The sequence below is a fragment of the Blastococcus sp. PRF04-17 genome, assembly GCF_023016265.1.
Lineage (GTDB): Bacteria > Actinomycetota > Actinomycetes > Mycobacteriales > Geodermatophilaceae > Blastococcus_B.
The window spans coordinates 4,312,859-4,338,817 of record NZ_CP095412.1 but is presented as its reverse complement, the minus strand read 5'-3'; the positions used below and the strand labels follow the sequence as shown (position 1 = coordinate 4,338,817).

Here is a 25,959-nt window from a genome sequence, read left to right as displayed (position 1 = left end):
ATCAACCAAAGGAACCCAGCCGAGCTCCGAAGAACCCGACACGGGGTATTACTTGGCACTGACTTTCGGCACGCTGTTGAGTTCTCAAAGAGCGGACGCGCAACAAATCCACCCCCACCGGGGCTTCCTCGCTGGCTGGATGTCCAACACCACGCCGGTTTCCAGTTGTTCCCCATCCGGGGCTCCTGGTCCGGCGGCCCTCCCGGGCCGCGCGGCGCATGAAGAACCATACACGACGTCGCCGGGCCCTGCACGGCCCCCTCCGGAGGCTCGCCCCGAGCCTGCGAGGGGTGTGAGCGAGGGGGTCCTTTCTCAGAGGCCCAGGAAGCTCTCGAGTCCCACGGTCAGGCCGGGCCGTCGGCCGATCTCCCGCACGGCAACCAGCACGCCGGGCATGAACGAGGCGCGGTCGTAGGAGTCGTGTCGGAGGGTCAGGGTCTCCCCCGCCGCACCCATCAGCACCTCCTGGTGAGCCACCAGGCCGGTCAGCCGGACCGCGTGCACGGGCACGCCCTCGACGTCGGCACCGCGTGCGCCGGGCAGGGAGTCCGTGGTCGCGTCGGGGGCCGGGGGCAGTCCCGCCTCCCGCCGAGCCGCGGCCACGAGACGGGCGGTGCGCGCCGCGGTGCCCGAGGGGGCGTCGACCTTGTTCGGGTGGTGCAACTCCACGATCTCGACGGAGGGGAAGAAGCGCGCCGCCTCCTGGGCGAACTTCATGAGCAGGACGGCGCCGATCCCGAAGTTCGGGGCGACGACCACGCCCAGGTCCGGCTTGGGCTCGAGCCAGCCGGCGACCGTCGCCAGTCTCGCCTCGTCGAAGCCCGTCGTCCCCACCACGCAGTGGATGCCCCGCTCGATGCAGAACCGGACGTTGTCCATGACGACGTCCGGCCTGGTGAAGTCGACCACCACCTGGGCTCCGGCATCGACGACCTGCGACAGCTCGTCGCCGTCGTCGACCGTCGCGACCAGCTCGAGGTCGTCCGCGGCGTCGACGGCCTTGACGACCTCTGTGCCCATCCGCCCCCGGGCCCCGAGGACGGCCACGGTGATGGGCGTCGACCCGTCGGCGTGTGCGGCGGTGGGAGGGCTGGTCACGCGGTCAGGCTAGGCGGTCCTGTGACCGCCCGTGCCGGCGGGCGAGCCACTGCCAGCACAGCAGTCCGACGAGCACACCGACGACGTCGGCGAGCCAGTCGGCCACCGAGCCGGAGCGCTGCAGGGGAGTCACGGACTGCAGTACCTCGCTGAGGGCGGCGTAGCAGACCAGTCCCGCGCCGAGCGCCTTCGCCTCGATGCCGGCCCACCGGCCCGTCAGGGCCAGGGCGGCGAACAGCGCCACGTGGACGACCTTGTCGACGCCCGGCGGGGCGGACGGCACATCGTCCGCGGGTGCGAACAGCACGGCGAGCGACAGGAGGACGACGACGGCGAAGGCGCCCCGGGACAGCGGACCGTGCTCCTGCATCGCCTCGCGCACCGGCATCAGAGCCGGTCGAGGTCGGACTCGCGGTAGGGGCCGACGACGGCGAGGCAGGTCTCCTGGGTGAACAGCTCCGCGGCCACGGCGCGGACCTGCTCCTCGTCGACCGCGTCGATCCGGTCGAGCACCTCACGCACGGGCAGGTACTCCCCGTAGGACAGCTCGCTCTTGCCGAGCCGGCTCATCCGGGAGCCGGTGTCCTCCAGGCCGAGCACCAGTCCGCCCTTCAGCTGGCCACGACCGCGAGCCACCTCCTCGGCGGTGATGCCGTCGGCGGCGACGCGGTCCAGCTCGCCGCGGATCAACCGCAGCACTTCCGGGACACGTTTCTTGGAGCACCCGGCGTAGACGGAGAACGCTCCGGCTCCGGCGTAGTGCGTGAGCGACGAGCCGACGCTGTACACCAGGCCGCGCTTCTCGCGGATCTCCTGGAACAGCCGGGAGCTCATACCCCCACCCACCGCAGCGTCGAGAACCGCGGCGGCGTAGCGGCGGTCGTCGAGCCGTCCCATGGCGGGGGTGCCCAGGAGCAGGTGCGTCTGCTCGGTCCGCCGGGCGATGAGTCCGGCGCTACGAGCCGGTTTCTGCGGTGACGCGTCACCCGTGCGCAGTGGCGCGGGCCGCTGGCCACCGCCGAGCCGAGCTCCGAAGGCAGCGGTCACCAGGTCGAGCACCTGCCGGTGGTCCACCCGGCCGGCCGCGGTCACCACCATCGAGGGTGCCGTGTAGCGGGACCGGTACCAGCCGTCGACGTCGTCCCGGGTCAGATTCTCGATGGACCGGGTCGAGCCGAGCACCGACCGGCCCAGAGGGGTGTCGCCGTAGAGCGTCTCGGCGAAGAGGTCGTGGACGGCGTCGGAGGGCTCGTCGTCGCGCATCGCGATCTCCTCGAGCACGACCGTGCGCTCCGACTCGAGGTCCTCGGCGGTGTTGCGCGCCTCGGTCACGAGGTCGGACAGCAGGGTGACCGCGAGCGGCAGGTCGCTGGCGAGGACGTTGGCGTAGTAGCAGGTGTGCTCCTTGGCGGTGAAGGCGTTCATCTCACCGCCGACGGCGTCCATGGCCGTCGCGATCTCGAGCGCGCTGCGCGACGCCGTGCCCTTGAAGAGCAGGTGCTCCAGGAAGTGGGAGGAGCCGGCCACGGTCGGGTCCTCGTCCCGCGAGCCCACGCCCACCCAGATGCCGAGGGTCGCCGACAGCACCCCGGGCATCGTCTCGGTCACGACCCGCAGGCCGCCCGGCAGCTCCGTGCGCTCCACCCGTCCGCCGACCTCGTCGAGATCGAGCAGCACGGTGTCGCCGACGGGGACCGGGGCGGACGCGGCAGCGCCCGCCCCGGAACCCGACACGTCAGGCGTCGTCACTCACCGGCGGGCGCCGCTGCCGGCTCGGCAGCCGGAGCGCCCTCGCCCTCGGCCGCGACGGGCACGAGGCTGATCTTGCCGCGGGCGTCGATGTCGGTGATCTCCACCTGCATCTTGTCGCCCACGTTGGCGACGTCCTCGACCTTGCCGATGCGCTTGCCGCCACCCAGCTTGCTGATGTGGACGAGGCCGTCCTTGCCCGGCAGCAGGGAGACGAAGGCGCCGAACGGCGTGGTCTTCACGACCGTGCCGAGGAAGCGCTCGCCGACCTTGGGCATCTGCGGGTTGGCGATCGCGTTGATGCGGTCGACCGCCGCCTGGGCCGACGGGCCATCGGAGGCGCCGACGTAGATCGTGCCGTCGTCCTCGATGGTGATGTCCGCGCCGGTCTCGTCCTGGATGGCGTTGATCATCTGGCCCTTGGGGCCGATGACCGCGCCGATCTTGTCGACGGGGATGCGCACCGTGGTCACCCGCGGGGCGTAGGGGCTCATCTCGTCGGGGGCGTCGATGGCCTCGTTCATCACGTCGAGGATGTGCAGGCGGGCGGCGCGGGCCTGGGTCAGCGCACCGGCCAGCACGTCCGACGGGATGCCGTCCAGCTTGGTGTCCAGCTGCAGCGCGGTGACGAAGTCCCGCGTGCCGGCGACCTTGAAGTCCATGTCGCCAAAGGCGTCCTCGGCCCCCAGGATGTCGGTCAATGCGACGTACTCGGTCTTGCCGTCGACCTCGTCGGAGACCAGGCCCATGGCGATGCCCGCAACCGGTGCCTTGAGCGGCACACCGGCGTTGAGCAGCGCCAGGGTGGAGGCGCAGACCGAGCCCATGGACGTCGAGCCGTTGGAGCCCAGCGCCTCGGAGACCTGCCGGATCGCGTAGGGGAACTCCTCGCGGTCGGGCAGCACCGGGACGAGCGCCCGCTCGGCCAGGGCGCCGTGGCCGATCTCGCGGCGCTTGGGCGAGCCCACGCGGCCGGTCTCACCGGTGGAGTACGGCGGGAAGTTGTAGTTGTGCATGTACCGCTTGCGCGTCTCGGGCGAGAGCGTGTCCAGCTGCTGCTCCATGCGGAGCATGTTGAGCGTGGTGACACCGAGGATCTGGGTCTCGCCGCGCTCGAACAGGGCCGAGCCGTGCACCCGCGGGATGACCTCGACCTCGGCCGACAGCGGCCGGATGTCGGTCAGGCCGCGGCCGTCGATGCGAACCTTCTCGCGCAGGATGCGCTGGCGGACGACCTTCTTGGTCAGCGCTCGGAAGGCTCCGGAGATCTCCTTCTCGCGGCCCTCGAACCGGCCGGCCAGCGCGGCCTTGACCTCGTCCTTGAGGGCGTCGGTGGCGTCCTCGCGCTCGTGCTTGCCGGCGATCTGCTGCGCCTGCGCGAGGCGGTCGCCGACCTCGGCCTCGACGGCGGCGTAGACGTCGTCCTGGTAGTCCAGGAAACGCGGGAACTCGGCGACCGGCTTGGCCGCCTTGGCGGCCAGGGCGGACTGCGCGTCGCAGAGCGCCTTGATGAACGGCTTGGCCGCCTCGAGGCCCTGCGCCACGATCTCCTCGGTCGGGGCGGGGGCGCCGCCGGCGACCAGCGCGATCGTCTTCTCGGTCGCCTCGGCCTCGACCATCATGATCGCCACGTCGCCGTCGGGCAGGACCCGGCCGGCCACGACCATGTCGAAGACGGCGTCCTCGAGCTCGGCGTGGGTCGGGAAGCCGACCCACTGGCCGTTGATGAGCGCGACGCGCGTGCCGCCGACCGGACCGGAGAACGGCAGGCCGGAGAGCTGGGTGGACGCCGAGGCGCCGTTGATCGCGAGGACGTCGTACAGGTGGGCCGGGTCCAGCGACATGACCGTGATCACGACCTGGACCTCGTTGCGCAGGCCCTTGGCGAAGGTCGGGCGCAGCGGGCGGTCGATCAGGCGGCAGGTGAGGATCGCGTCCTCCGACGGCCGGCCCTCGCGACGGAAGAACGAGCCGGGGATGCGCCCGGCGGCGTACATCCGCTCCTCGACGTCGACCGTGAGCGGGAAGAAGTCGAACTGCTCCTTGGGCTGCCGGCCGGCCGTGGTGGCCGACAGCAGCATGGTGTCGCCCATGGTGACGACGACGGAGCCGGCGGCCTGACGGGCGAGGCGGCCGGTCTCGAACGTGACGGAGCGGCTGCCGAAGCTGCCGTTGTCGATGACCGCGGTGGCGGTGGTGACGCCGTCCTCGGCGTCGAACTCTGCGGTGATGGTGGGTGCGGACACGTGTCCTTCTCTCTTCTTTGTCGCCTCGGCCTCGTGCCGACCGGCGACTCCTCTGACGGCCTCTCGCCGTCCGGCGTCCGGGGTGACCGGTGCTCGATCGAAGCCCTCGGGTCCAGGTTCCCCGTTCGGGGGAACCGATTCGTGCCCGGGAGCCACTACCGAGGACCGGCCCGTCGGGGGCGCGTCCGGCGGCTGGCCGGTTGTCCTGGGGCGGCGGGTGCCGCACCAGGAAGGGGACCGTCCCGGAGCGTTCCGGGAGCGGTCCCCTGGTGGTGCCTAGCGGCGCAGGCCGAGCCGCTCGATGAGCGAGCGGTACCGGGTGATGTCGGTCTTCGCCAGGTAGTTCAGCAGCCGGCGACGCCGGCCGACCAGCAGGAGCAGGCCCCGCCGGCTGTGGTGGTCGTGCTTGTGGGCCTTGAGGTGCTCGGTGAGGTCGCTGATCCGACGGGTCAGCATCGCGACCTGGACCTCGGGCGAACCGGTGTCGTTCTCGACCGTGGCGTACTCGGTCATGATCTGCTTCTTCAGCGCGCTGTCGAGCGCCATGATTCGCCTCCGGGGCGGGTCACGTGTGGCCCCCGGTCTGAATCACGGGGGCAGGCTGCACACACGTCGGTTGCCCGACGTTGCGCTCCAGGTTACATGCCGAGGATGCGGCGGGTGCCGGAGACGTCCTCGGCCATCGCCGCGAGCAGCGCGTCGACGTCGGGGAAGGCCGCCATCGGGCGCAGCCGCTGGGCGAACTCCACCCCGACGTGCTCCCCGTAGAGGTCGTCGTCGAAGTCGAGGACGTAGGCCTCCACCGTGCGCCGGCTGCCCTGGAAGGTGGGGTTGCTCCCGACCGAGATCGCCGCGGGGAACCGCTCGCGGCTGGCGCCGCTGCGGGGATCGCGGGTCACCAGGTGCCCGGCGTAGACGCCGTCGGCCGGGATGGCGGTGAACGGCGCCGTCTCCACGTTGGCGGTCGGGTAGCCGAGCTCCCGCCCCCGGCGGTCGCCCCGGACGACGACGCCGTCGACCCGGTGCTGCCTCCCGAGGGCGCGGGCCGCCGACACCATGTCGCCGGCCGCCACGCACGCCCGGATGTAGGTGGAGGAGATCGTCACGTCCCCCTCCCCCGGTCCGTCGTCCGCACCCACGTTCGCCAGCGCTACGCCCTCCACCGTGAAGCCGAAGCGCCGGCCCTCGGCCACCAGGGTGTCCACGGTGCCGCTGGCCTTGAACCCGTAGGTGAAGTTCTGCCCGACGACGACCTGGGCGGCGTGCAGGTGCTCGACCAGGACCGTGTGGGTGAACGTCTCCGGCGACAGGCGCATGAACTCCGGCGTGAACGGCAGGACGCACATGGCGTCCACCCCCAGCCCCGCCACGAGCTCGGCCTTGCGGTCCATCGACGTCAGGATCGCCGGGTGCGAGCCCGGACGCACCACCTCGGCCGGGTGCGGGTCGAAGGTCAGCAGCAGGCACGGACGGCGCATCGCGCGGGCCCGCTCGACAGCGGTCCCGATCAGCTTCTGGTGCCCGAGGTGCACCCCGTCGTACATGCCGACGGTGACGACCGTCCGTCCGAGATCACCCGGGGTGGCCTCCAGCCCCCGCCAACGCAGCATCGCTCGCTCGACCCGGCCCGCCCGCCCTCAGCCGACCCGGTGCAGCCAGCCGCGGGTGTCGGGCACCCGCCCGTGCTGGATGTCCAGCAGCGACTCGCGCAACCGCATGGTGAGGGGCCCCGGGCGGCCGTCGCCGACGGTGAAGTCGCCCGTGCGCGCCTTCACCTCGCCGACAGGCGTGATCACCGCGGCCGTGCCGCAGGCGAACGTCTCGGTGACGGCGCCGTCGGCGACGCCCTTCCGCCACTCGTCGACGCTGAACTTCCGCTCGGTGACCGTGTGACCCATGGAGCGGGCCACCTCGATCAGCGAGTCCCGGGTGATGCCCGGCAGCAGGGTGCCGGTCAGCTCGGGCGTCACGAGCTCGGCGTCGTCCCCGGACCCGAGGACGAAGAACAGGTTCATCCCGCCCATCTCCTCGACGTAGCGCTTCTCGTGCGCGTCGAGCCAGACGACCTGGTCGCAGCCGGCGGCGATGGCCTGCTCCTGTGCCAGCAGGCTGGCCGCGTAGTTGCCGGCGCACTTCACGTCGCCGGTACCACCGGGGGCGGCCCGGATGTAGTCCTCGGAGAGGTAGACCGAGACGGGGTGCACGCCGCGGGGGAAGTACGCACCGGCGGGGCTGGCGATGACCAGGAACAGGTACTCGTTGGCCGGCCGCACGCCGAGGAACGGCTCGACGGCGAGCTGGTACGGGCGGATGTAGAGCGTCTGATCGGGCCCGGTCGGCACCCAGTCGCGGTCGGCGTCGACGAGGGCGTCGACGGCGGCGATGAACGAGTCCTCGGGCACCGGCGGCATCGCCAGCCGGCGCGCACCGCGGGCGAAACGGGCCGCGTTCGCCTCGGGGCGGAAGGTCGCCACGCTGCCGTCGGGCTGCGCGTAGGCCTTGAGGCCCTCGAAGATCGACTGGGCGTAGTGCAGGGCGGCCGTCGAGGGGTCCAGCTGCAGCGGCGCGTAAGCGGTCAGCCGGGCGTCGTACCAGCCCTGCCCGGTGCGGTAACGGGCGAGGAACATGCTGTCGGTGAAGTACCGCCCGAAGCCGGGGTCGGCCAGCATCTCGGCGCGTTCGGCCGCGGCTCGGCGGGGTCGGTCCTCCACCACGAGCGGCACGCCCTCGGTGAACATCCGCGACGAGGTCCGGCTGTCGGCGAGCGTGTCGGTCATGGCTCCCACCTGCGAGTGCTGGGCTGTCGGGACCGCCGCGCGGCCCGGCACCGGCCCTCCGGGCGGAGAGCCGGTGCGGTCACAGTAGCCCGACGGTCAGGGACGATCCGGTGCCGCGCTCTCGATCACCTCGTAGGACCACAGGTGGTGGGAGTCGCTGGCCGCCGGCGCCAGGTCGTCGCCACCTCCGTCGTGGGCGCGGGCGAAGTCCTGGCCCGACTCCCAGGCCCGGTAGGCCTCCTCGCTGCTCCACCGCGTGTACACGAGGTACTGGTCCGTGCCCTCCTGGGGGCGGAGCAGCTCGAACCACTCGAACCCCTCCGTGTTCTCCACGTGCCGGCCCCGTCCGCGGAACCGCTCCTCGAACCGGGCCTGCTTGTCCGGCGGGACGGTGATCGCGTTGATCTTGACGATGCTCATGCCGCTCCCCTTCCCGGTCCGGCCGGTGCGCAATCCCGGATGAGGCACCCTGGAGGAGTGAACGTGCAGCGCACCGCGGACATCGGCTTCGCCCGCCTGGACCTCGACCGCGCCGACCGGACGGGGACCCCGGAGGTCGTCTACGCGGCGGGCAAGACCCCGGCGGAGACAGTGGCCTGCCTGGCGGCCCTGCTCGACGGCGGCGCGACGACGGCGTTCGCCACCCGGGTGGACGACGCCACCGCGGCCGCCGTGCGCGAGCGGTGGCCCGATGCCCGCATCGACGCCCCGGCCCGGGTGGCGGTCGTGGGCGAGCTCCCCGAGCCCGTCGGCGACGTGCTCGTGCTGACGGCCGGGACCTCCGACCGTCCCGTCGCGGCCGAGGTGGCCGCGACGCTCGCCGCCAGCGGCGTGGGCTGCACCCGGGTGGACGACGTCGGCGTGGCCGGCGTGCACCGGGTCCTCGCCGTGGCACCGGAGCTGGCCGCGGCCGACGCGGTGGTCGTGGTGGCCGGCATGGACGGCGCACTGCCCAGCGTCGTGGCCGGCCTCACCGACCGGCTCGTGGTCGCCGTGCCCACCTCGGTCGGCTACGGCGCCGCCTTCGAGGGCCTCGCGGCGCTGCTCACGATGCTCACCGCCTGCGCTCCCGGTGTGCTCGTCGTCAACATCGACAACGGCTTCGGGGCCGGCGTGGCCGCCGCGCGGATCGTCCGGTCGGCTCAGCGGTAGCGGACGGGATCGGGCAGCAGCTCGTTCATCGAGCCGGACCGGAAGCCCCGCGGGTCGACCTCGACCCGGACGAACCCGGCGACCGCCGCCAGCAGCTCCGGGCGCGCGGTCAGCTCGGCCACCAGCGCGGCGTCCACCTCGACACGGGCCACGTCGGCGCCCATGTCCCGCACCCTCAGGTCGCGCACCGGGAGCCCCGCGCCGGTCATGGCCGATCGCAGGGAGCTCTCGGCGGCCTCGACGCGGGCGAGGCCCTCGGCGCTGACCGGCACGCCGTACGCGATCCGGCTGGCCAGGCAGGCGGCGGCGGGCTTGTCGGCCAGGGGCAGCTCCCACCGGCGGGCAGCGGCACGGACGTCGTCCTTGGTCATGCCGGCGCGGGCCAGCGGCGCCCAGGCGCCACGCGCGGCGGCGGCGCGGATGCCGGGCCGGAACCCGGCCCGCAGGTCGTCGGCGTTGGTACCGGTCACGACGTCGCCGATCCCGAGCTCGGCGGCCAGGGGCGTGAGGACGTCGACCAGCTCGGTCTTGCAGAACGCGCACCGGTCGCCGGCGTTCGCCCGGTAGCCCGCGCGGGAGAGCTCGTCGGTGCGCGGGAACTCGTGGCGCACGCCGAGCACGGCACCGAACGCCGCCGCACCCGCCCGCTCCGACGCCGGCAGGCTCGGGACACCGCCGTCGCGGCCACCACCCGGTCGGCGCCCAGGGCGCGGACCGCCGCCGCGAGCACGACGCCGGAGTCGACCCCGCCGGAGAAGGCGACCAGCACCCCGGACAGCCGCGCCAGGTCGGCATCGAGGGCGGCGAGTCGTTCGTCGAGCGTGCTCACGGGCCGCAGGTTCTCACGGGGGCGGGAAGCCGACGGTCACCCGGGCGGTGGTCCCGCTGTCCTCGACGAGGGCGACCAGGCGGCCGTCCGGGTCCACGGCGGCGTGCTGTCCGGGGACGCCGGTGGCCGGGATGCGCTGGCCGTACCCGAGCGCGCGCGCCTCGTCGGCGGTGAGGGCCCGTACGGGGAAGACGGTGGCCCCCGCCTCGGCGAGGGGCAGGAAGCCCGCGCCGCCACCGGCCAGCAGCGACGCACCCGCGTCCTCGACGGTGGCCGCGCGCTCGACCGCGAACGGTCCCGACGCCGTGCGACGCAGGGCCGTCAGGTGGCCACCGACGCCGAGTGCGGCACCGGCGTCCCGCGCGATGGCCCGGATGTAGGTGCCGGCCGTGCACGTGACGGTGACGTCGACGTCGACCAGGTCGGGCGTGGGGCGCTCGATCCGGTGGACGTCGAGCCGGTGGATCGTCACCTGGCGTGGCGCGAGCTCGACGGCCTCCCCGCGCGCACCCGGTCGTAGGAGCGACGACCGCCGACCTTGACCGCGCTCACCGACGAGGGCACCTGCTGCAGGGGCCCGGTCTGCCGGGCGAGGGCCGCGCGGACCGCGTCGTCGTCGACACCGGCGGCCGAGACGGTCGCGAGCACCTCGCCCTCCCGGTCGTCGGTCACCGTGGCCTGGCCGAGCCGGATCGTCGCCTCGTAGGTCTTGTCGTGGCCGCCCACGGGACCGAGCAGCCGGGTGGCCGCCCCGACGCCGAGGACGAGCAGTCCCGTGGCCATCGGGTCCAGCGTTCCGGCGTGGCCGACCTTGCGCACCGACAGCACCCGCCGTGCCCGCGCGACGACGTCGTGGGACGTCATGCCGCCGGGCTTGTCGACCAGCAGCAGGCCGGGCGGGACGTCGGCATCGGAACGTTTCCTCACGGCTCGACTCCGCCCTCCCTCCGCTCCTCGGTCGCTGGCGCTCCCTGCGATGCTCACTCGGGCGTCGTTCTCAGCATCGCGGCTCACGCGCCTACCGTCGCAGGCGCGTGCAGCCAGCGGTCACCCGCCACCCGGAGGAGGACGCCGACCAGCCGCAGGCCGATGAACAGGCTGAGGCCGGTCCAGATCCCCGCCAGCCCCCAGTCGAGTGGCCCGGCCAGCAGCGAGAGCGGCAGGAAGCCCAGGACGGCGGAGCCGATGGTGAGCGTGCGGAGGTAGCCGACGTCCCCGGCCCCCATGAGGACGCCGTCGAGGGCGAAGACGGCGCCGGCCAGCGGCTGCATGCCGGCCAGGAACCACCAGACCACCTCGGCCTGCGCGCGGACGGCGGGATCGTCGGTGAACACGGGGATGAGGACGTCACGCGTGGCCAGCAGTACCGCCGCGATCGCGAGACCGGTGCCGATCCCCCAGCGGACGACCCGCGCCGCCGTGGCGCGAGCCTCGCCGGGGCGCTGTGCGCCGAGCGCGTGACCGACGAGCGTCTGCGCGGCGATGGCGTACGCGTCGAGGACCAGGGCGAGGAAGAAGAACAGCTGCAGGGCGATCTGGTGCGCGCCGAGCCCGGCGGTCCCCGACCGCGCCGCCACCCCGGCGGCGACGAGGAAGGACAGCTGGAGGACGACGGCCCGCAGGAGCAGGTCACGGCCGATGAGGAGCTGGCGGCCGAGTGCGGTGGGCCGCGGGCGCCAGCCGCCCCCCTCGCGGACCAGCGCACGCACGAAGAGGGCGGCGGTCACGGCCTGACCCGCCACGTTGGCCACGGCCGACCCCACCAGGCCCATTCCGGCCGGGTGCACCAGCAGCGGGCAGAGCACGAGGCTGAGCAGGCTCCCGGCCAGCACGTAGCGGACCGGCCGCCGGAGGTCCTGGACGCCGCGCAGCCACCCGTTGCCGGCCAGGGAGATCAGCAGCAGCGGCAGCCCGAGGGAGGCGACGCGCAGCCACTGCTCCCCGGACTCGGCGACGGCGCCGGTGCCGCCGGCCAGGATCCGGGTCAGCGGTCCGGCGAACAGCTGGAAGAGCAGCAGGACGCCGAGGCCGAGGCAGATGGCGAGCCAGGTCGCCTGCACGCCCTCGGCGACCGCGCCGCCCTGTCCCCCGCTCCGGCCCGGCGAGCGGCGCGGGCGGTCGTCCCGTACGCGAGGAAGTTCAGCAGCGCCGCCGCCCAGGCCAGCAGGCCACCGCCGACGGCGAGCCCGCCGAGGGGCACGGTGCCCAGGTTGCCGATCACCGCCGTGTCGACGAGCAGGTACAGCGGCTCCGCTGCGAGGACGACCAGCGCCGGCAGCGCGAGCGCGAGAACCGACGGCCGTCGACCCGCCGACATGGCCGTCCCGGCCGCTTCCGGCGGCCCGGTCACTCCGCGGAGAGCTCCTGGCGGAGCGCCTCGACGGTCTTCTCGCGGTCGAGGTAGGAGCTGTAGCCGGCCGCCAGCGTGTGTCCCCCGCCACCGAGGGCCATGGCCACCCGGGCGACGTCCGTGGCGCCGCGCGAGCGCAGGGAGATCGACCACGAGCCGTCGTCCTGGCCCTTGAGCACGCAGGCGACGTCGGCCTCCTCGGTCGACCGGACGACGTCCACCAGCGCCTCGAGCTGCTCGCCCGGCAGGCCGTGCTCGGCGGCCTCGGCGGTGCTGGACCAGGTCCAGACGAGACCGGCGCCGACATCGGGCTCGAGGACGGCGCGACCGGTGACCACGGAGAGCAGTCCGAGCCAGCCGAACGGCGCGGTGTCGAACAGCCGGCGGCTGATCGCCGAGTGGTCGATGCCCGTGGCGAGCAGGCGCGCGGCCAGCTCGTGGGTGTCCGGGCGGGTGTTGCCGAACCGGAAGGAGCCCGTGTCGGCCGCCAGCCCGGCGTAGAGCAGCGTCGCCAGCTGCGCGTCCACCGTCACGCCCAGCTCGTCGAGCAGCCCGGCGACCAGCACCACGGTGGCCGGGGCGCCCCCGTCCACCAGCTGCACGTCCCCGAAGCCGGGGTTGCTGGCGTGGTGGTCGACGACGACCGACGTGCCGGCGTGGTCCAGCAGCGTCGCCAGCTCACCGAGGCGGGCGGGCGAGGCGGCGTCGAGGCTCACGAAGACATCGGGCGACGAGGGGACGGCCGACGACGGCACCAGTCCCTCGGTGCCGGGCAACCAGCCGAGCGACGTGGGCAGCGTGAACGGGTCGGGGAAGGTGGTCAGCACGCGGGCGCCGCGCCGGCGCAGCCCCTCGGCCAGGGCGAGCGTGCTGCCCAGGGCGTCGGCATCGGGCTGGACGTGCCCGCTGAGGACGACGGTCGCACGGGCGTCGGCAGCCTGGGACAGGACGCCGGCCGCCGAACGGGACGATCCCTGCGTCCTCCGCGACGAGGAGAGCGGCATGGCGGCTCAGTCGCCCGGGCCGGGGTCGGCGACCGGCGGGGCGTCGGTCTCCTCGGAGACGTCGCCACCGCCGACGGGGTACCCGTCGCCGGCGGCGTCGGGCTCGTCGGCGCGGATGCTCGGGGCGTCCCCGATCTCGCCGCGCCTGCCGCCGTCGGTGGGGTCACCGGCATCGGGAACCCTGCGCCCGCCCAGCACGGACGTGCCCTGGCCCTCGTCCGGCTCGTGCGGATCCGGGTCGTTCTCCGTCACAGGGCGCTCCTCGTCGGGACGGCGTCGTCGACTCCTTCATCGGCAGTCGCCGCCGCTCCCGTGTCGCTGTCGTCGTCCTCGTCGTCCTCGGCCGGGCGGCGGTACGGGTCGGCGTCGCCGGCGTACTGCGCGCCCTCCCGGACGCGGGCCAGCTCGGCGTCGGCGTGCCGGGCGCGCTCCAGCGCCTCCTCCAGCTCCCGGGCGGTGTCCGGGACGTGGTCGGCGACGAAGGCCAGCGTCGGCACGAACTTGATGCCGGTCTGCCGCCCGACCGTCGACCGGAGGACGCCGGTCGCGCTGGCCAGGGCCTTCGCGGAGTCGGCGACCGCGGTCTCGTCGCCGTAGACGGTGTAGAAGACCGTGGCCTCGCGGAGGTCACCGGTCACCCGGGCATCGGTGACGGTCACCATGCCGAGTCGGGGGTCCTTGATCTGGGTCTCGATCGCAGCGGAGACGATCTGCCGGATGCGCACCGCCAGCTTGCGTGCGCGGGCCGGGTCGGCCATCGGACCTCCTGGAGTCAGGGCGTCGGACGACGCCGGGTGGACGGGACCGATCAATCGGTATCGCTGAACAGCTGTCGGTGCGTCGACAGCAGCGTCACCTCCGGCCGGTCGGCCAGCAACCGCTCGCAGGCATCGAGGACGTCGGTGACCTGCCCGGCGTCCCCGGCGACGGTGGCGACGCCGATCTGCGCCCGGCGGTGCAGCTCCTGGTCGCCGACCTCCGCGGCGGCCACCGAGAAGCGCCGGCGGAGCTCGGCCACGATCGGCCGGACGAGCGCCCGCTTGCCCTTGAGCGAGTGGACGTCGCCGAGCAGGAGGTCGGCGGTGAGCGTGCCCGTGAACACTCTCCTCCGTCCCGCGGTCGACGTCCTCCCTTTCCGCGGGGGTCCTCCCTCACCGCCGACGGCGAGGGAGGTCCCTTGATGATCAGGGAACCTGATCATCAAGGGACCCGCCGGCGTGGTTACGTGCGGGGGATCTCGCGCATCTCGAAGGTCTCGATCACGTCGTCGACCTTGATGTCGTTGAACGACCCCAGCCCGATACCGCACTCGTAGCCCTCGCGGACCTCGGTCGCGTCGTCCTTGAACCGGCGGAGGGACTCCACCGTCAGGTTGTCGGCGACCACGGCACCGTCGCGGATGAGCCGCGCCTTCGAGTTGCGGACGATCGTGCCGCTGCGGACCAGCGAACCGGCGACGTTGCCGATGCGCGGCACCCGGAAGACCTCGCGGACCTCCGCCGTGCCGAGCTGGACCTCCTCGTAGACGGGCTTGAGCATGCCCTTGAGCGCGGCCTCGATCTCGTCGATCGCCTGGTAGATGACCGTGTAGTACCGGACGTCCACACCTTCGCGGTTGGCCAGCTCGGTGGCCTGCCCCTCGGCCCGGACGTTGAAGCCCAGGACGATGACGTCGTCGGCCAGCGCGAGGTCGATGTCGCTCTTGGTGATGCCGCCGACACCGCGGTGGATGACCCGCAGCGAGATGTCGTCGTCGACCTCGATCTTCATCAGCGCCTCTTCGAGCGCCTCGACGGTGCCCGAGTTGTCGCCCTTGATGATCAGGTTGAGCTGACGGGTCTCCTTGAGAGCCGCATCGAGGTCCTCGAGGCTGATCCGCTTGCGCATGGAGGCGTTCTGCGCGTTGCGGATGCGGGCCTGGCGGCGGTCGGCGATCTGCCGGGCCACCCGGTCCTCCTCGACCACCAGGAACGTGTCGCCGGCACGGGGCACCGAGGTGAGGCCCACGACCTGCACGGGGCGAGCCGGCAGGGCCTCCTTCAGCTTGTTGCCGTGCTCGTCGAGCAGCGAGCGGACGCGACCGTAGGCGTCGCCGGCCACGATCGAGTCGCCCTGGCGCAGCGTTCCGCGCTGGACGAGCACCGTGGCGACGGGGCCGCGGCCCTTGTCCAGCTTGCCCTCGATGACCACGCCCTGGGGGTCCTGCTCGGTGTTCGCGCGCAGGTCCAGCGAGGCGTCGGCGGTCAGCAGGATGGCCGCGAGCAGGTCGTCGAGACCCTGGCGGGTGATGGCCGAGACGTCGACGAACATCGTCTCGCCGCCGTACTCCTCGGCCACCAGGCCGTACTCGGTGAGCTGCTGGCGGATCTTGGCGGGGTTGGCCCCCTCCTTGTCCACCTTGTTCACCGCGACCACGATCGGGACCTCGGCTGCCTGGGCGTGGTTGAGCGCCTCGACCGTCTGCGGCATGACGCCGTCGTCGGCCGCGACCACGAGGACGACGATGTCGGTGACCTTCGCGCCTCGGGCACGCATCGCGGTGAACGACTCGTGACCGGGGGTGTCGATGAAGGTGACCGGACGCTGGTTGCCGTCGAGCTCGGTGACGATCTGGTAGGCGCCGATGTGCTGGGTGATGCCGCCGGCCTCGCGCGCCACCACGTTGGCGTCACGGAGGGCATCGAGCAGCTTGGTCTTGCCGTGGTCGACGTGACCCATGACGGTGACGACCGGCGGGCGGGCCTCCCAGTCGCCCTCCTCGCCCTCTTCGTCTCCGAAGGTGAGGTCGAAGGTCTCGAGCAGCTCGCGGTCCTCGTCCTCGGGGCTGACGACCTGGATGACCCAGTCGATCTCGGCACCGAGGAGCTGGAGCGTCTCGTCGTTGACCGACTGCGTCGCGGTGACCATCTCGCCCAGGTGGAACAGGGCGGTGACCAGGGCGGCGGGCTGCGCGCCGATCTTCTCGGCGAGGTCGGTCAGGGACGCACCCCGGGGCAGCCGGACGGTCTGCCCGTTGCCGCGCGGCAGCGAGACGCCGCCCATGCTGGGCGCCGCCATCGAGTCGAATTCCTGACGCCGCTGCTTCTTGCTCTTGCGACCGCGGACGGGGCCGCGGCCACCGGGACGACCGAACGCACCGGCCGTGCCGGCACCCGAACCACCGCGGCCGCGGCCACGGCCACCGCCGCCACCGCGGAAGCCACCGCCCGCGGGGGCGCCGGCACCGGGCGCGCCGCCACCGCCGCCACCGCCGCCACCGGGACGGAAGCCGCCGCCGGCACCGGGACCGCCGGGGCGGCCACGGCCGCCGGGGCCACCGGGGCCGCCGCCGGGACGACCGGCCGCCGGACGCGGCGGCATCATGCCGGGCGAGGGACGCTGCGGCATCATGCCCGGGTTCGGGCGCGGCCCACCGGGACCGGCAGCCGGACGGGGACCACCGGCACCGAGCGCCGGGCGCGGACCACCGGGGCCGGGACGCGGACCGCCCGCACCGGGCGCCGGGCGGGGGCCGCCGGGGGCCGGGCGGGCACCGGGTGCACCGCCGGGACCGGCGGCCGGACCCGGACGCGGACCGGGAGCGCCGGGCGCCGCGGGGCGCGGTGCGCTGCTGAAGGGGTTGTTGCCGGGACGCGGTGCCGGTCGCGGACCGGGTCGCGGACCGGCGGGTGCCGCACCTCCGGCGGGACCGGGACGCGGCCCGGCGGGGCGTGGGGTGGCCGGCTGCGCCGGGGCACTCGCCGCGGGAGCCTGCGGAGCCGGCGCGGCCGGGGGTGCGGCCGGTGCGGGCGCGGGCGCCGCCGGCGGGGCGGCGGGTGCCGGAGCCGGAGTCGCGGGAGCTGAGGCCGCCGGGGCGGCCGGCTGGGCGCGCTGGGACGAGCGGCCGGCTTGGCGGCCGGGGCCGCTGCGCCGTTGCCGCCGGTCGAGCTGCCCAGCGCCTCACGGAGCCGCCGGGCCACGGGGGCCTCGACGGTGGAGGACGCGGACTTCACGAACTCGCCCTGCTCCTTGAGCTTGGCGAGCACGGTCTTGCTGTCGACACCGAACTCCTTGGCGAGTTCGTGTACGCGGGCTTTGCCTGGCACGGGTCTCCTCTGTGTGAGGCCGGCGGCTTGCCCGCTCGACCTCGTCGTTAGTGGCGCATGGTCATCGTGAGAACTTCACGGCTGAGTCATCCGACGGTGTCCTGTCGACGTGCGGACCGGCCTGGTGCCGTGTCCGACCGAGTACTGCTGTCGCCCGATCCGGTTCGCACCGCGCTGGCCTCCCGGGAGGCCGTGCGGATGTGGTCCCGGAGCGGACCGGCCTCCAGCGGCGCACCGCCACCTCCGGGGAGGCGCAGCGCCCGGGGAAGGCCCGGCGTCGCTCGGCTGCGTGCAGGCACTCCCGCGTGGGGTGCACCGATGCCCCCCTGCCGGGGAGCCGCCGCCGCGGATCGGGGACCAGGGCCCCCGAACGGACGACGACACGCAGTAGATCCGTGACCGGAGCGCGCTTCCGGCACCCCACACAGGTGCGGACCGGGATCGACGTTTCGGCCACCCTGCACTCTAGCGCGTGGCGGGACCGGGATGTTCCGCGCGTCGGGGTGGTGGCCGGTGGCCCGGCGGGCGCGCCCCCGTCGGAGGAGTCGGCGCGCCCGAGCGCAGCGGCGCCCGGCCGACTCCCGGCGAGGGCGTCGCGGCCGCGTCGTCGGGCTGCGCGTCGCTGCGGATGTCGATCCGGCAGCCGGTCAGCCGGGCGGCCAGCCGGGCGTTCTGCCCTTCCTTCCCGATCGCCAGCGAGAGCTGGTAGTCGGGAACGATCACGCGCACCGCCTTGGCCTGCGCGTCGACCACCCGGGCGCTGCTGACCCGGGCCGGGCTCAACGCCGAGGCGACGAAGGTCGCCGGGTCCTCGGACCAGTCGACGATGTCGATCTTCTCGCCGTGCAGTTCGCTCATGACGTTGCGCACCCGCTGGCCCATCGGGCCGATGCAGGAGCCCTTCGCGTTGAGTCCGGGCACCTTGGTGCGGACGGCGATCTTGGAGCGGTGCCCGGCCTCGCGCGCCACCGCGACGATCTCGACGCTGCCGTCGGCGATCTCGGGCACCTCCAGCGCGAAGAGCTTGCGCACCAGGTGCGGGTGCGTGCGGGACACGGTGACCTGCGGGCCGCGGAAGGTCCGGGCGACGGAGACCACGTAGGCCTTGATCCGGCTGCCGTGCGGATAACTCTCGCCGGGCACCTGCTCCGCCGGGGGAGGACCGCCTCGACCTTGCCGATGTCGATCAGCACGGTGCCCTGGACGTTACGGCGGTCGTGCGCCTGCACGATGCCGCTGACGATGTCGCCCTCCTTGCCGGCGTACTCGCCGAAGGTCTGCTCGTGCTCGGCGTCGCGCAGCCGCTGGACGATGACCTGCTTGGCGGTGCTGGCGGCGATCCGGCCGAAGTCGGTCGGGGTGTCGTCCCACTCCCGGACGACCTCGCCGTCCGGGCCCAGCTCCTGGGCGAGGACGGCCACCTCGCCGCTCTTGCGGTCGACGTGGACCCGCACGTGCTTGGCGGCGCCGTCGGCGTGCCGGTACGCGGTGACCAGCGCGGACTCGATCGCCTCGATCACCGTGTCCGCGGGGATGCCCTTCTCCCGCTCCACCGCCTTGAGCGCGGTGACGTCGATGTTCACTGTCCTCCTCCTCGCAGCGGCGGGACATCGTCCTCGGGCTCGTCGTCCTCGGGCTCGTCGTCCTCGGGCTCGTCGTCCTCGGGCTCGTCGTCCTCGGGCTCGTCGTCCTCGAACTCGTCGTCGTCCTCGTCACCAGCGACGGCGTCCGCCCGGCCGAACTCGACCTGCACCCGGCCGGCACCGAGCTGCGCCCAGGGCACCGTGCGGGCAGTCGGCGGCCGCTTCTTCGCGCCCGGCTTCCCTGGGGCCTCGACGGCGAGCTCCACACCCGCGTCGCCGACGGCGGTGATCCGGCCGGTGACCTGCTCGGTGGAGCCGACCGGTCCGACCGCGACCGCGACCAGGCGGCCGGTGTTCCGCCGCCAGTGCCGTGGCTCGGTGAGCGGCCGGTCGACCCCGGGGCTGGTGACCTCCAGGACGTACGGGGTCCGGCCCATGCCGTCGTCCTTCTCGTCGAGCACCTCGGACACCGCTCGGCTGACGTCGGCGATGTCGTCGAGGGTCACCCCCCGGTCGCGGTCGACCACCACCCGGACGACGCTGCGCCGCCCCGCGGGGGTCACCACCAGCTCCTCCAGGTCGTAACCGGCGGCGGTGACGACCGGTGCGATCCACTCGGTCAGCCGGGCGGTGGCGGGATCGCTGCGCTGGGTCCCGCGAGAGGCGGACACGCTTCCTCCTCGGGGACGGTGCGGCCGCACGGTGCGGAGCGCAGTGGACCTCCGAGCCGGCGACGTCCCGCACGGAGGTCCGTCGTGCTGCCTCCGGCGCTGGTCGGGGCCGGTTCGAGGGTGAGTGGTCAGGCTACCGCCCGGCGGAGGGCGAGCACCTGGGAGGACCGTGGGACGCGAGTGACCCACGGGGAGGGGCGGGCGGGCGCGGGACGCGCCTGGACGGTCAGCCGACTCCCCGCACCCGCGGCTGCGAGGATGGGAGGCGATGCTTCCCACTCCTCCCCCGCGGCCGGCAGGGTTCTCCCGGCGCACCCTGCTGGCGGCGTCCGCCGCGGGCCTGGCCGTCCTGGTCGCGGGGTGCTCGTCGCCGCCCGCGGACGAGCGGGAGAAGGTGACCAGCCAGCAGGCCGACGAGCTCGCCGCGCAGGTGGCTGTGCAGCAGGCACTGGTGGCGGCGTTCGCCGCGGCGGCCGCCGCCGACGCGGGCCTCGGCGCGGAGACGGCGGACCTGTCGGCCCAGGCCGACGAGCAGCTGGCGCGGCTGCGGGCGGCCGCGCCGGGCAGCACGGCGTCCGCCACCCCGGCCGGCGAGCCCGCGCCCCCGGCGCCGCAGACCCGCGCGTGGCTGCGGACGCAGGTCGGCGCGGCCGCCGCCTCGCATGCGAGCGCCTGCCTGGGCCAGTCGGGAGCCCGGGCGGCGCTGCTGGGCTCGATCGCCGCCGGTCTGCGCGGGCAGGAGACGCGACTGGCATGACGGGATCCGACGATGGCTGACGACACCGGCGGCGCGGGCACGCTCGACGAGGGCACCGAGAACGCCGCCCTGGCCGACGCCCTGGCGGCCGAGCACGCAGCGGTCTGGGGCTACGGGGTCGTCGGCGCGGCACTGGGCGTCGACGCCCAACCGGCCGCCGCGGCGTCCGAGACCGCCCACCGCGACGTGCGGGACCAGCTGGTCACCCTGCTGGCGGACCGGGACGCCGAGGCGCCGGGGGCCGAGGGCGGCTACGCCCTGCCCTTCCCGGTGCTGTCCGAGGTCGATGCCGCGGCGCTCGCCGTGGTCCTGGAGGACGGCGTCGCGGCCGCGTGGGTGCGGGTGCTCGACCAGGCGGTCGACCGGGCCGTCCGCGAGTTCGCGGTCGGCGCGCTCGTCGCGGCCGAGGTGCGGGCGGTGACCTGGCGGGCGACGGCCGGCCAGAACCCCGCCACGACCGCGTTCCCGGGGCTCCCGGCGGGCTGAGCTGCCGCCGCGTCGATCGCCTCCGCTTCCAGTGGATCTCAAGTCCCCCGCAAGGACGCGGCCGCACCCTGCCGACAGCGGAGCGACCGGTTCCGCGCCCGTCCGTCGGAAGGACAGTCCGATGAGCACGCCCAGCCGCACGGGGCTCGGTCACCTGCTGGACCTGCCCGGTCAGACCCGGGCCACGACGGGACGGCGTCGGCGCCCGTGGCTGCGCGGCGCCTGAGAGTCAGCCCAGTCCGGCGAGGAAGGCGTCGGTGACGCCGACGGCGACGCTGCTGGACTGACCGCCCTCGACCAGCACCGCGAAGGCGATGTCACCCTGCGGCCCGCCGAGCTGGTAGCCCACGAACCAGCCGTGCGCGTCGGGTGGCACGTTGCTGCCGTACTCCGCGGTGCCCGTCTTGCCGAAGACCTCGCCCCGGGGGCCAGCGCCTGCGCCGTTCCGGTGAGCACCACCTGGCGCATCATGGTCCGGAGCGCCTCGAGCACCGGCGCCGCGGGGCCCGACGGGGTCGGCCCGGCGGCCTCGGCGTCCAGGACCTCGACGGGGGCGGCCGGCGTGCCGCTCGCGATCGCACCGGCGACCAGCGCCATCTGCGCGGGGCTCATGAGGACCTCGCCCTGACCGATCGCGTTCGCGGCCCGCGTCGTGCCGGTGCTGTCTGCCGGGACGCTGCCGCTGAAGACGTCCACCGGCAACTGCCAGTCCGTGCCGACCCCGTAGGCCGCCGCCGTGTCGGCGAGCGCGCTGCCGGGCAGCGTGAGCGCCTGCTCGATGAAGGTGGTGTTGCACGACTGGGCGAAGGTCTCCCGGAACGGGACGACGCCCAGGTCGAAGCGGTCCTGGTTCTCGAACTCGCGCCCGTCCACGACGATCGTGCCCGGACAGGGCAGCGGGGTGTCGGGCGTGTAGTCGCCGGTGGCCAGCAGAGCGGTGGCGGTGATCATCTTCATGCTCGAGCCCGGCGGGAACCGACCGGCCAGCGCGAGGCTGGCGTCGGCCGCCTCGTTGGACGACACCGCGAGGATCTCGCCGGTGCCCGGGCGCACCACGACGACGTGCGTGGGCAGGGGCTGCGCGGCTGCCGCGTCGTCGGCCGCGGCCTGGACCGCCCGCACCAGGGGCGTCTGCAGGGGGTGCCCGGCTCCGGCGGCACCGATTCGAGCTGCACACCCTCGTCACCCGTGCTCTCGTCGCTGCTGACGACCGAGACGGTGAAGCCGGCGGTGCCTGCGAGCTGCTCCTGGTAGGCGCGCTGGAGGCCCGAGAGGCCCAGCCGGTCCCCGGCTGCGTACCGCGGCACGCCGTTCACCGTCGTCTCCTCGATGACCTCCGCCGTGGCCTCGCCGATGCGGCCGAGCAGGGCCGCGGCGAAGCGTGGCGTGGGAGCCAGCAGCCGGGTCTCGGTCGGGAACACCGCCCCCGGCAGCTCGAACACCTCGGCGCGGATCGCCTCGAACTGCGGCCGCCGCAGGGTGATGACCGGCACGAACTGACCGGCCGGCGCGGCCTGGACGTCGGCGACGATGTCCTCCGGCGCGATGCCGGTGGCCGAGCCCAGCGCCTGCGCCAGCGCGGGCAGGTCGGTGACCTGGGCCGGGTCGACGCCGACGTTGACCACCTCGGTCGGCGTGAACAGCGGAGCTCCGGCCGCGTCGGTGACCTGCGCCCGCTCCGGCAGGGTGCGGCTGAGCACCAGGTGCTGTCCGTCACCGAGCTCCGGGTGCACGAGTGTGGGTGCGGCGACGACCTGCCAGTCGTCGCCCTCCTCGCGCAGCTCCATGGTCGCTTCGTAGGTCCAGTCGGGGGCGGCGGCGAGGTCCCAGGTCGCCGTCCAGGTGACCGTCGCGGTGGCGTCGTCGACGGTCACCGCGCCGATCCCCGGGTTCAGGGCGGCACCGGGCAGGTCGGTCGCGGTCTGCTCGAGCAGGGCGGTGACCGCCTCGGGATCGGTCGTCGCCTGCGCGGCGCCCGCCTCGTCGCCGTCCGCCCAGGCGTCCAGGAAACCCTGGGCCACCGCGCGGACGTCGTCCTCGCTGCTGCCGGAACAGGCACTGACCACCGGCAGGCCGGCCAGGAGGGCTGTGGCCAGGGCTGCGCCGCGTCTCGTCCGCACGCCGACAGGGTGGCACGCCGGTCGCCCTGGTTCAGTAACCGTCCCTCAGAACAGCACGCTGGCGAAGCGGCCGACCTCCCGGAAGCCCACGCGGCGGTAGGCGGCGCGGGCCGGGGCGTTGAAGTCGTTGACGTAGAGGCTGACCACGGGGGCGATCGACCGGCGGGCGTACTCGACGACCGCGGCGGTGCCGACCGTGCCGATGCCACGGCCGCGGTGGGCCGGAGCCACCCAGACTCCCTGCACCTGGCACGCCGCGCGGGAGACCGCACCGATCTCGGCCTTGAAGAGCACCTCTCCGTTCTCGATCCAGGCGACGGAGTGACCGCCGCGGACGAGTTCCGACACGCGCGCCCGGTAGCCGGTGCCGCCGTCGACGCGCAGCGGGCTGACGCCCACCTCCTCGGTGAACATGGCCACGGCGGCGGGGAGCAGGATGTCGAGCTCGTCGAGGCGGACCGGGCGCACCCGGGGCTCGGGCGGCACGGCGGGGGGACCGTCGATGGCGAGCAGCGGCTGACGGGGGCGATGGTCACGGGCCGGGCCCCAGTACGGGGCCAGGAGCTCCCAGAGCGGCGCGACCGAAGCGGCCGGCCCGACGATCGTCGAGCAGCGCCGGCCGGCCCGGCGAGCCCGCTCGGCGAACGCGGCCGCGGCACGCCGTTCGGCGCCGGGGACGGCGAACGGGATGAGGTTCGCCCCCGCCAGGCAGACCGCGTCGAGCTGCCGGCCGCTGCCCACCCCCCACAGCGGGGCCCCCAGCGAGGAGGGGGCGGTGCCGGCGGCCTCGACCCGCCCGGCCAGCACGCACGCGCCCACCGGATCGGAGGCCAGCAGGCGGTGCACCGCCGGCTCGTCCGCCTCGTCGAGGACCCGGGCGGTGGGCGTCCGGAGCACGGGTGCGCGGGAGGTCAGCGAACGCTGACGACGGGCGCCCCGGAAGGTGCCCCGTTCGCTACCTGCTCGTCGGCGATGCGCATGGCCTCCTCGATGAGCGTCTCGACGATCTGCGACTCCGGAACCGTCTTGATCACCTCGCCGCGCACGAAGATCTGGCCCTTGCCGTTGCCCGAGGCGACCCCGAGGTCGGCCTCGCGGGCCTCGCCGGGACCGTTCACGACGCAGCCCATGACCGCCACCCGCAGCGGCACCTCCATGCCCTCCAGGCCGGCGGTGACCTCCTCGGCGAGCTTGTAGACGTCCACCTGCGCCCGGCCGCACGACGGGCAGCTGACGATCTCCAGGCCGCGCTGGCGGAGGTTGAGCGACTCGAGGATCTGCGTGCCGACCTTGACCTCCTCGACCGGAGGCGCCGACAGCGAGACGCGGATCGTGTCGCCGATGCCCTTGCTCAGCAGGGCACCGAAGGCGACGGCCGACTTGATGGTGCCCTGGAACGCGGGGCCGGCCTCGGTGACGCCGAGGTGCAGCGGGTAGTCGCACTGGGCGGCCAGCAGCTCGTAGGCCCGGACCATGACCACCGGGTCGTTGTGCTTGACCGAGATCTTGATGTCGCGGAAGTCGTGCTCCTCGAACAGGGAGCACTCCCACAGCGCCGACTCGACCAGCGCCTCCGGGGTGGCCTTGCCGTACTTGGCCAGCAGCCGCTTGTCCAGCGAGCCGGCGTTGACGCCGATGCGGATCGGGACGCCGGCGTCCCTGGCCGCCTTCGCGATGTCGCCGACCTTGTCGTCGAACTTCTTGATGTTGCCCGGGTTCACGCGCACGGCGGCGCATCCGGCGTCGATCGCGGCGAACACGTAGCGCGGCTGGAAGTGGATGTCGGCGATGACCGGGATCTGCGACTTCCTCGCGATGGCGGCAGCGCCTCGGCGTCGTCGGTGTCCGGGACGGCGACCCGCACGATCTGGCAGCCCGCGGCGGTCAGCTCGGCGATCTGCTGGAGCGTGGCGTTGATGTCGGCGGTCTTCGTCGTCGTCATCGACTGGACGCTCACCGGGAAGTCGCTGCCGACCCCCACACCGCCGACGTCCAGCTGGCGGGTCCTGCGCCGCGGGGCGAGCACGGGCGGGGGGCGGTGGGCATGCCGAGGCCGACGGGGATCGCCATGGCAGCCAGTATCCCCGCTCGCCGACGGCGATGCCGGTGACACGGGTGTGACGTGGCTGGTGAGGGACGCGGCGCGTCCGGCCCGGTCGGGTGAGCTCCTCCCGCCGCGCACCTACCCTCGCGGCCCGTGACCCTCGAATCGACCGGTGTCGGCCTCGCCGTCACCGCCGGCTACGTCGCCGCCGCCGCCCTGGTCCTCTACCTCGCCGGATGGAGCCGGCTGGGGAGTCTGCTGGGCGTCCGTCCGGAGCCGCCGATGCTCCTCCCGCCCGCGGCGGCCAGGCTCCTCGGGCTGGTCGTCGGCTACCTCGCCGTCCTGGTCGCGGTGGGCGGCCTCGTGCACGCCCGGATGGAGTCCCTGGACGTCGGTCGTCCGGTGCTGATCGCCGTCGGGGCGGCCGCGTTCTGGGCGGCGGGCACCGCGTCCCGTGTCGTCCGTCATGCCGGACGACTCGTGGGCTGGCACACCGGCGTGGACGGGATCGTGCAGCCCGACGACGTCGTGGCGGTGGACCCCGTCGGTGACGACGTGGACCTCCGCGCGGCCCTCGTCGCCGCTCGGGACGGCGACTGGCGCCCGGCCGCGGCGCTGCTGTCGGCGACGCGGGACGCCGACGTGCGGATGGATCGCATCCGGATCCTGACCGCGGAGTCGCTGGACGGCGCGCGGTGGGTCGACGAGTGGCATGCCGCGGGTCCCCACGACGCGCTGCCCACGGCGGTCGCTGCGGAGATGGCGATGCAGCGGGCCTGGGCGGCCCGGGGCTCCGCCCAGGCGCACGCCACGTCGGCGGAGCAGTTCGCGGCCTTCGCCGGCGGCCTGGACGAGGCCGAGCGCGTGGCGCGGCGCGCGGTGGAACTGGACCCCGGCGACCCGACGCCGTGGGTGACGATGGTGGAAATCGCCCGGGGCCAGGACGTTCCGCAGCAGGAGTTCGACCGACGGGTCGAGGGCCTGTTCGACCGCGCGCCGCACCACGTG

Annotated in this window: 27 protein-coding genes and 4 pseudogenes; 3 read left to right on the top strand and 28 right to left on the bottom strand. The window is 74.0% G+C overall.

The features are described from left to right. Positions 1-312 precede the first annotated feature (312 nt). The 8 genes from dapB to MVA48_RS22075 form a co-directional block, all read right to left on the bottom strand. Positions 313-1,098, bottom strand: coding sequence for a 4-hydroxy-tetrahydrodipicolinate reductase (gene dapB, locus MVA48_RS22110; protein ID WP_246983731.1), 786 nt, complete (start codon positions 1,096-1,098; stop codon positions 313-315). Positions 1,099-1,102: 4 nt separating this feature from the next. Next, complete coding sequence (locus tag MVA48_RS22105) at positions 1,103-1,486, bottom strand: VanZ family protein (protein WP_246983729.1); 384 nt, start codon at positions 1,484-1,486, stop codon at positions 1,103-1,105. After that, positions 1,486-2,832 (bottom strand): M16 family metallopeptidase, encoded by a 1,347-nt coding sequence (locus MVA48_RS22100; RefSeq protein WP_246983727.1) that lies wholly within the window; start codon positions 2,830-2,832, stop codon positions 1,486-1,488. The genes MVA48_RS22105 and MVA48_RS22100 overlap by 1 nt, the downstream gene beginning before the upstream one ends. An 11-nt stretch (positions 2,833-2,843) precedes the next feature. Continuing rightward, positions 2,844-5,093 carry a polyribonucleotide nucleotidyltransferase gene (locus tag MVA48_RS22095; RefSeq protein WP_246983726.1) on the bottom strand — a complete coding sequence of 750 codons (2,250 nt, stop codon included), beginning with the start codon at positions 5,091-5,093 and terminating at the stop codon, positions 2,844-2,846. A gap of 276 nt (positions 5,094-5,369) precedes the next feature. Continuing rightward, complete coding sequence (gene rpsO / locus MVA48_RS22090) at positions 5,370-5,639, bottom strand: 30S ribosomal protein S15 (RefSeq protein ID WP_246983724.1); 270 nt, start codon at positions 5,637-5,639, stop codon at positions 5,370-5,372. 92 nt (positions 5,640-5,731) lie between these two features. After that, positions 5,732-6,703: a bifunctional riboflavin kinase/FAD synthetase gene (locus MVA48_RS22085; protein WP_246983722.1), complete on the bottom strand. Its 972-nt coding sequence runs from the start codon at positions 6,701-6,703 to the stop codon at positions 5,732-5,734. Between the two features lie 27 nt (positions 6,704-6,730). Then, positions 6,731-7,870 (bottom strand): branched-chain amino acid aminotransferase, encoded by a 1,140-nt coding sequence (locus tag MVA48_RS22080; protein ID WP_246983720.1) that lies wholly within the window; start codon positions 7,868-7,870, stop codon positions 6,731-6,733. A 96-nt stretch (positions 7,871-7,966) separates the two neighbouring features. Next, positions 7,967-8,290, bottom strand: a complete 324-nt coding sequence (locus tag MVA48_RS22075) for an antibiotic biosynthesis monooxygenase family protein (protein ID WP_246983718.1) — start codon at positions 8,288-8,290, stop codon at positions 7,967-7,969. Positions 8,291-8,353: 63 nt separating this feature from the next. Here MVA48_RS22075 and larB point away from each other — a divergent pair, with 63 nt between their 5' ends. Further along, positions 8,354-9,022: a nickel pincer cofactor biosynthesis protein LarB gene (gene larB, locus MVA48_RS22070; protein WP_246983716.1), complete on the top strand. Its 669-nt coding sequence runs from the start codon at positions 8,354-8,356 to the stop codon at positions 9,020-9,022. Here the strand turns inward: larB and MVA48_RS22065 are convergent. From MVA48_RS22065 to rimP, 15 genes and pseudogenes are all read right to left on the bottom strand, one after another. Next, a complete protein-coding gene (locus MVA48_RS22065; protein WP_246983707.1) occupies positions 9,013-9,633 on the bottom strand; it encodes an ExsB family transcriptional regulator in 621 nt (206 codons plus the stop codon). The two genes, larB and MVA48_RS22065, sit on opposite strands and share 10 nt — an antisense overlap. 231 nt (positions 9,634-9,864) lie before the next feature. Then, positions 9,865-10,323 (bottom strand): hypothetical protein, encoded by a 459-nt coding sequence (locus tag MVA48_RS22060; protein WP_246983705.1) that lies wholly within the window; start codon positions 10,321-10,323, stop codon positions 9,865-9,867. Next, positions 10,320-10,778, bottom strand: a complete 459-nt coding sequence (locus tag MVA48_RS22055) for a hypothetical protein (RefSeq protein ID WP_246983703.1) — start codon at positions 10,776-10,778, stop codon at positions 10,320-10,322. The genes MVA48_RS22060 and MVA48_RS22055 overlap by 4 nt, the downstream gene beginning before the upstream one ends. Before the next feature lie 83 nt (positions 10,779-10,861). Next, positions 10,862-12,010 (bottom strand): MATE family efflux transporter, encoded by a 1,149-nt coding sequence (locus MVA48_RS22050; protein WP_256461190.1) that lies wholly within the window; start codon positions 12,008-12,010, stop codon positions 10,862-10,864. Continuing rightward, positions 11,992-12,168: pseudogene (locus MVA48_RS23690) on the bottom strand (MATE family efflux transporter); the annotation flags it as partial. The gene MVA48_RS22050 and the pseudogene MVA48_RS23690, both read right to left, overlap by 19 nt. 29 nt (positions 12,169-12,197) lie before the next feature. Continuing rightward, positions 12,198-13,205: a DHH family phosphoesterase gene (locus tag MVA48_RS22045; protein ID WP_246983699.1), complete on the bottom strand. Its 1,008-nt coding sequence runs from the start codon at positions 13,203-13,205 to the stop codon at positions 12,198-12,200. A gap of 6 nt (positions 13,206-13,211) precedes the next feature. After that, positions 13,212-13,457 (bottom strand): hypothetical protein, encoded by a 246-nt coding sequence (locus MVA48_RS22040; protein WP_246983697.1) that lies wholly within the window; start codon positions 13,455-13,457, stop codon positions 13,212-13,214. Then, positions 13,454-13,963 carry a 30S ribosome-binding factor RbfA gene (rbfA, locus tag MVA48_RS22035; RefSeq protein WP_246983695.1) on the bottom strand — a complete coding sequence of 170 codons (510 nt, stop codon included), beginning with the start codon at positions 13,961-13,963 and terminating at the stop codon, positions 13,454-13,456. The genes MVA48_RS22040 and rbfA overlap by 4 nt, the downstream gene beginning before the upstream one ends. A gap of 50 nt (positions 13,964-14,013) precedes the next feature. Continuing rightward, a complete protein-coding gene (locus tag MVA48_RS22030) occupies positions 14,014-14,307 on the bottom strand; it encodes a DUF503 domain-containing protein (protein WP_246983686.1) in 294 nt (97 codons plus the stop codon). A 119-nt stretch (positions 14,308-14,426) separates the two neighbouring features. After that, entirely contained in the window at positions 14,427-16,592 is a 2,166-nt protein-coding gene (infB, locus tag MVA48_RS22025) for a translation initiation factor IF-2 (protein ID WP_246983684.1), read from the bottom strand. Then, the gene (locus tag MVA48_RS22020) at positions 16,592-17,290 is read right to left on the bottom strand and encodes a translation initiation factor IF-2 N-terminal domain-containing protein (RefSeq protein ID WP_246983682.1); all 699 of its coding nucleotides are present in this window, start codon (positions 17,288-17,290) and stop codon (positions 16,592-16,594) included. The genes infB and MVA48_RS22020 overlap by 1 nt, the downstream gene beginning before the upstream one ends. 61 nt (positions 17,291-17,351) lie before the next feature. Further along, positions 17,352-17,714 carry a YlxR family protein gene (locus MVA48_RS22015; protein ID WP_246989343.1) on the bottom strand — a complete coding sequence of 121 codons (363 nt, stop codon included), beginning with the start codon at positions 17,712-17,714 and terminating at the stop codon, positions 17,352-17,354. 41 nt (positions 17,715-17,755) lie between these two features. Continuing rightward, positions 17,756-18,433, bottom strand: coding sequence for a transcription termination factor NusA (gene nusA / locus MVA48_RS22010; RefSeq protein WP_246983680.1), 678 nt, complete (start codon positions 18,431-18,433; stop codon positions 17,756-17,758). 197 nt (positions 18,434-18,630) lie between these two features. Then, positions 18,631-18,810, bottom strand: a pseudogene (locus MVA48_RS22005) (NusA N-terminal domain-containing protein); the annotation flags it as partial. 59 nt (positions 18,811-18,869) lie between these two features. Beyond that, positions 18,870-19,544, bottom strand: coding sequence for a ribosome maturation factor RimP (gene rimP / locus MVA48_RS22000; RefSeq protein WP_246983678.1), 675 nt, complete (start codon positions 19,542-19,544; stop codon positions 18,870-18,872). 268 nt (positions 19,545-19,812) lie between these two features. Here rimP and MVA48_RS21995 point away from each other — a divergent pair, with 268 nt between their 5' ends. Then, a complete protein-coding gene (locus MVA48_RS21995; protein ID WP_246983676.1) occupies positions 19,813-20,301 on the top strand; it encodes a hypothetical protein in 489 nt (162 codons plus the stop codon). 12 nt (positions 20,302-20,313) lie between these two features. Next, the gene (locus MVA48_RS21990; protein ID WP_246983674.1) at positions 20,314-20,787 is read left to right on the top strand and encodes a ferritin-like domain-containing protein; all 474 of its coding nucleotides are present in this window, start codon (positions 20,314-20,316) and stop codon (positions 20,785-20,787) included. Between the two features lie 229 nt (positions 20,788-21,016). Here MVA48_RS21990 and MVA48_RS21985 read toward each other — a convergent pair. The 5 genes and pseudogenes from MVA48_RS21985 to MVA48_RS21965 all read right to left on the bottom strand — a co-directional run bounded on the left by MVA48_RS21985 (position 21,017) and on the right by MVA48_RS21965 (position 25,665). Continuing rightward, positions 21,017-21,810: pseudogene (locus tag MVA48_RS21985) on the bottom strand (penicillin-binding transpeptidase domain-containing protein). Further along, a complete protein-coding gene (locus MVA48_RS21980; protein ID WP_246983670.1) occupies positions 21,741-22,907 on the bottom strand; it encodes an NTF2-like N-terminal transpeptidase domain-containing protein in 1,167 nt (388 codons plus the stop codon). The pseudogene MVA48_RS21985 and the gene MVA48_RS21980 overlap by 70 nt, the downstream one beginning before the upstream one ends. A 45-nt stretch (positions 22,908-22,952) precedes the next feature. Then, positions 22,953-23,804 carry a GNAT family N-acetyltransferase gene (locus tag MVA48_RS21975; RefSeq protein WP_246983668.1) on the bottom strand — a complete coding sequence of 284 codons (852 nt, stop codon included), beginning with the start codon at positions 23,802-23,804 and terminating at the stop codon, positions 22,953-22,955. A 14-nt stretch (positions 23,805-23,818) separates the two neighbouring features. Continuing rightward, positions 23,819-24,864, bottom strand: a pseudogene (gene ispG / locus MVA48_RS21970) (flavodoxin-dependent (E)-4-hydroxy-3-methylbut-2-enyl-diphosphate synthase). A gap of 225 nt (positions 24,865-25,089) precedes the next feature. Beyond that, entirely contained in the window at positions 25,090-25,665 is a 576-nt protein-coding gene (locus tag MVA48_RS21965; protein ID WP_246983666.1) for a hypothetical protein, read from the bottom strand. Positions 25,666-25,959 lie beyond the last annotated feature (294 nt).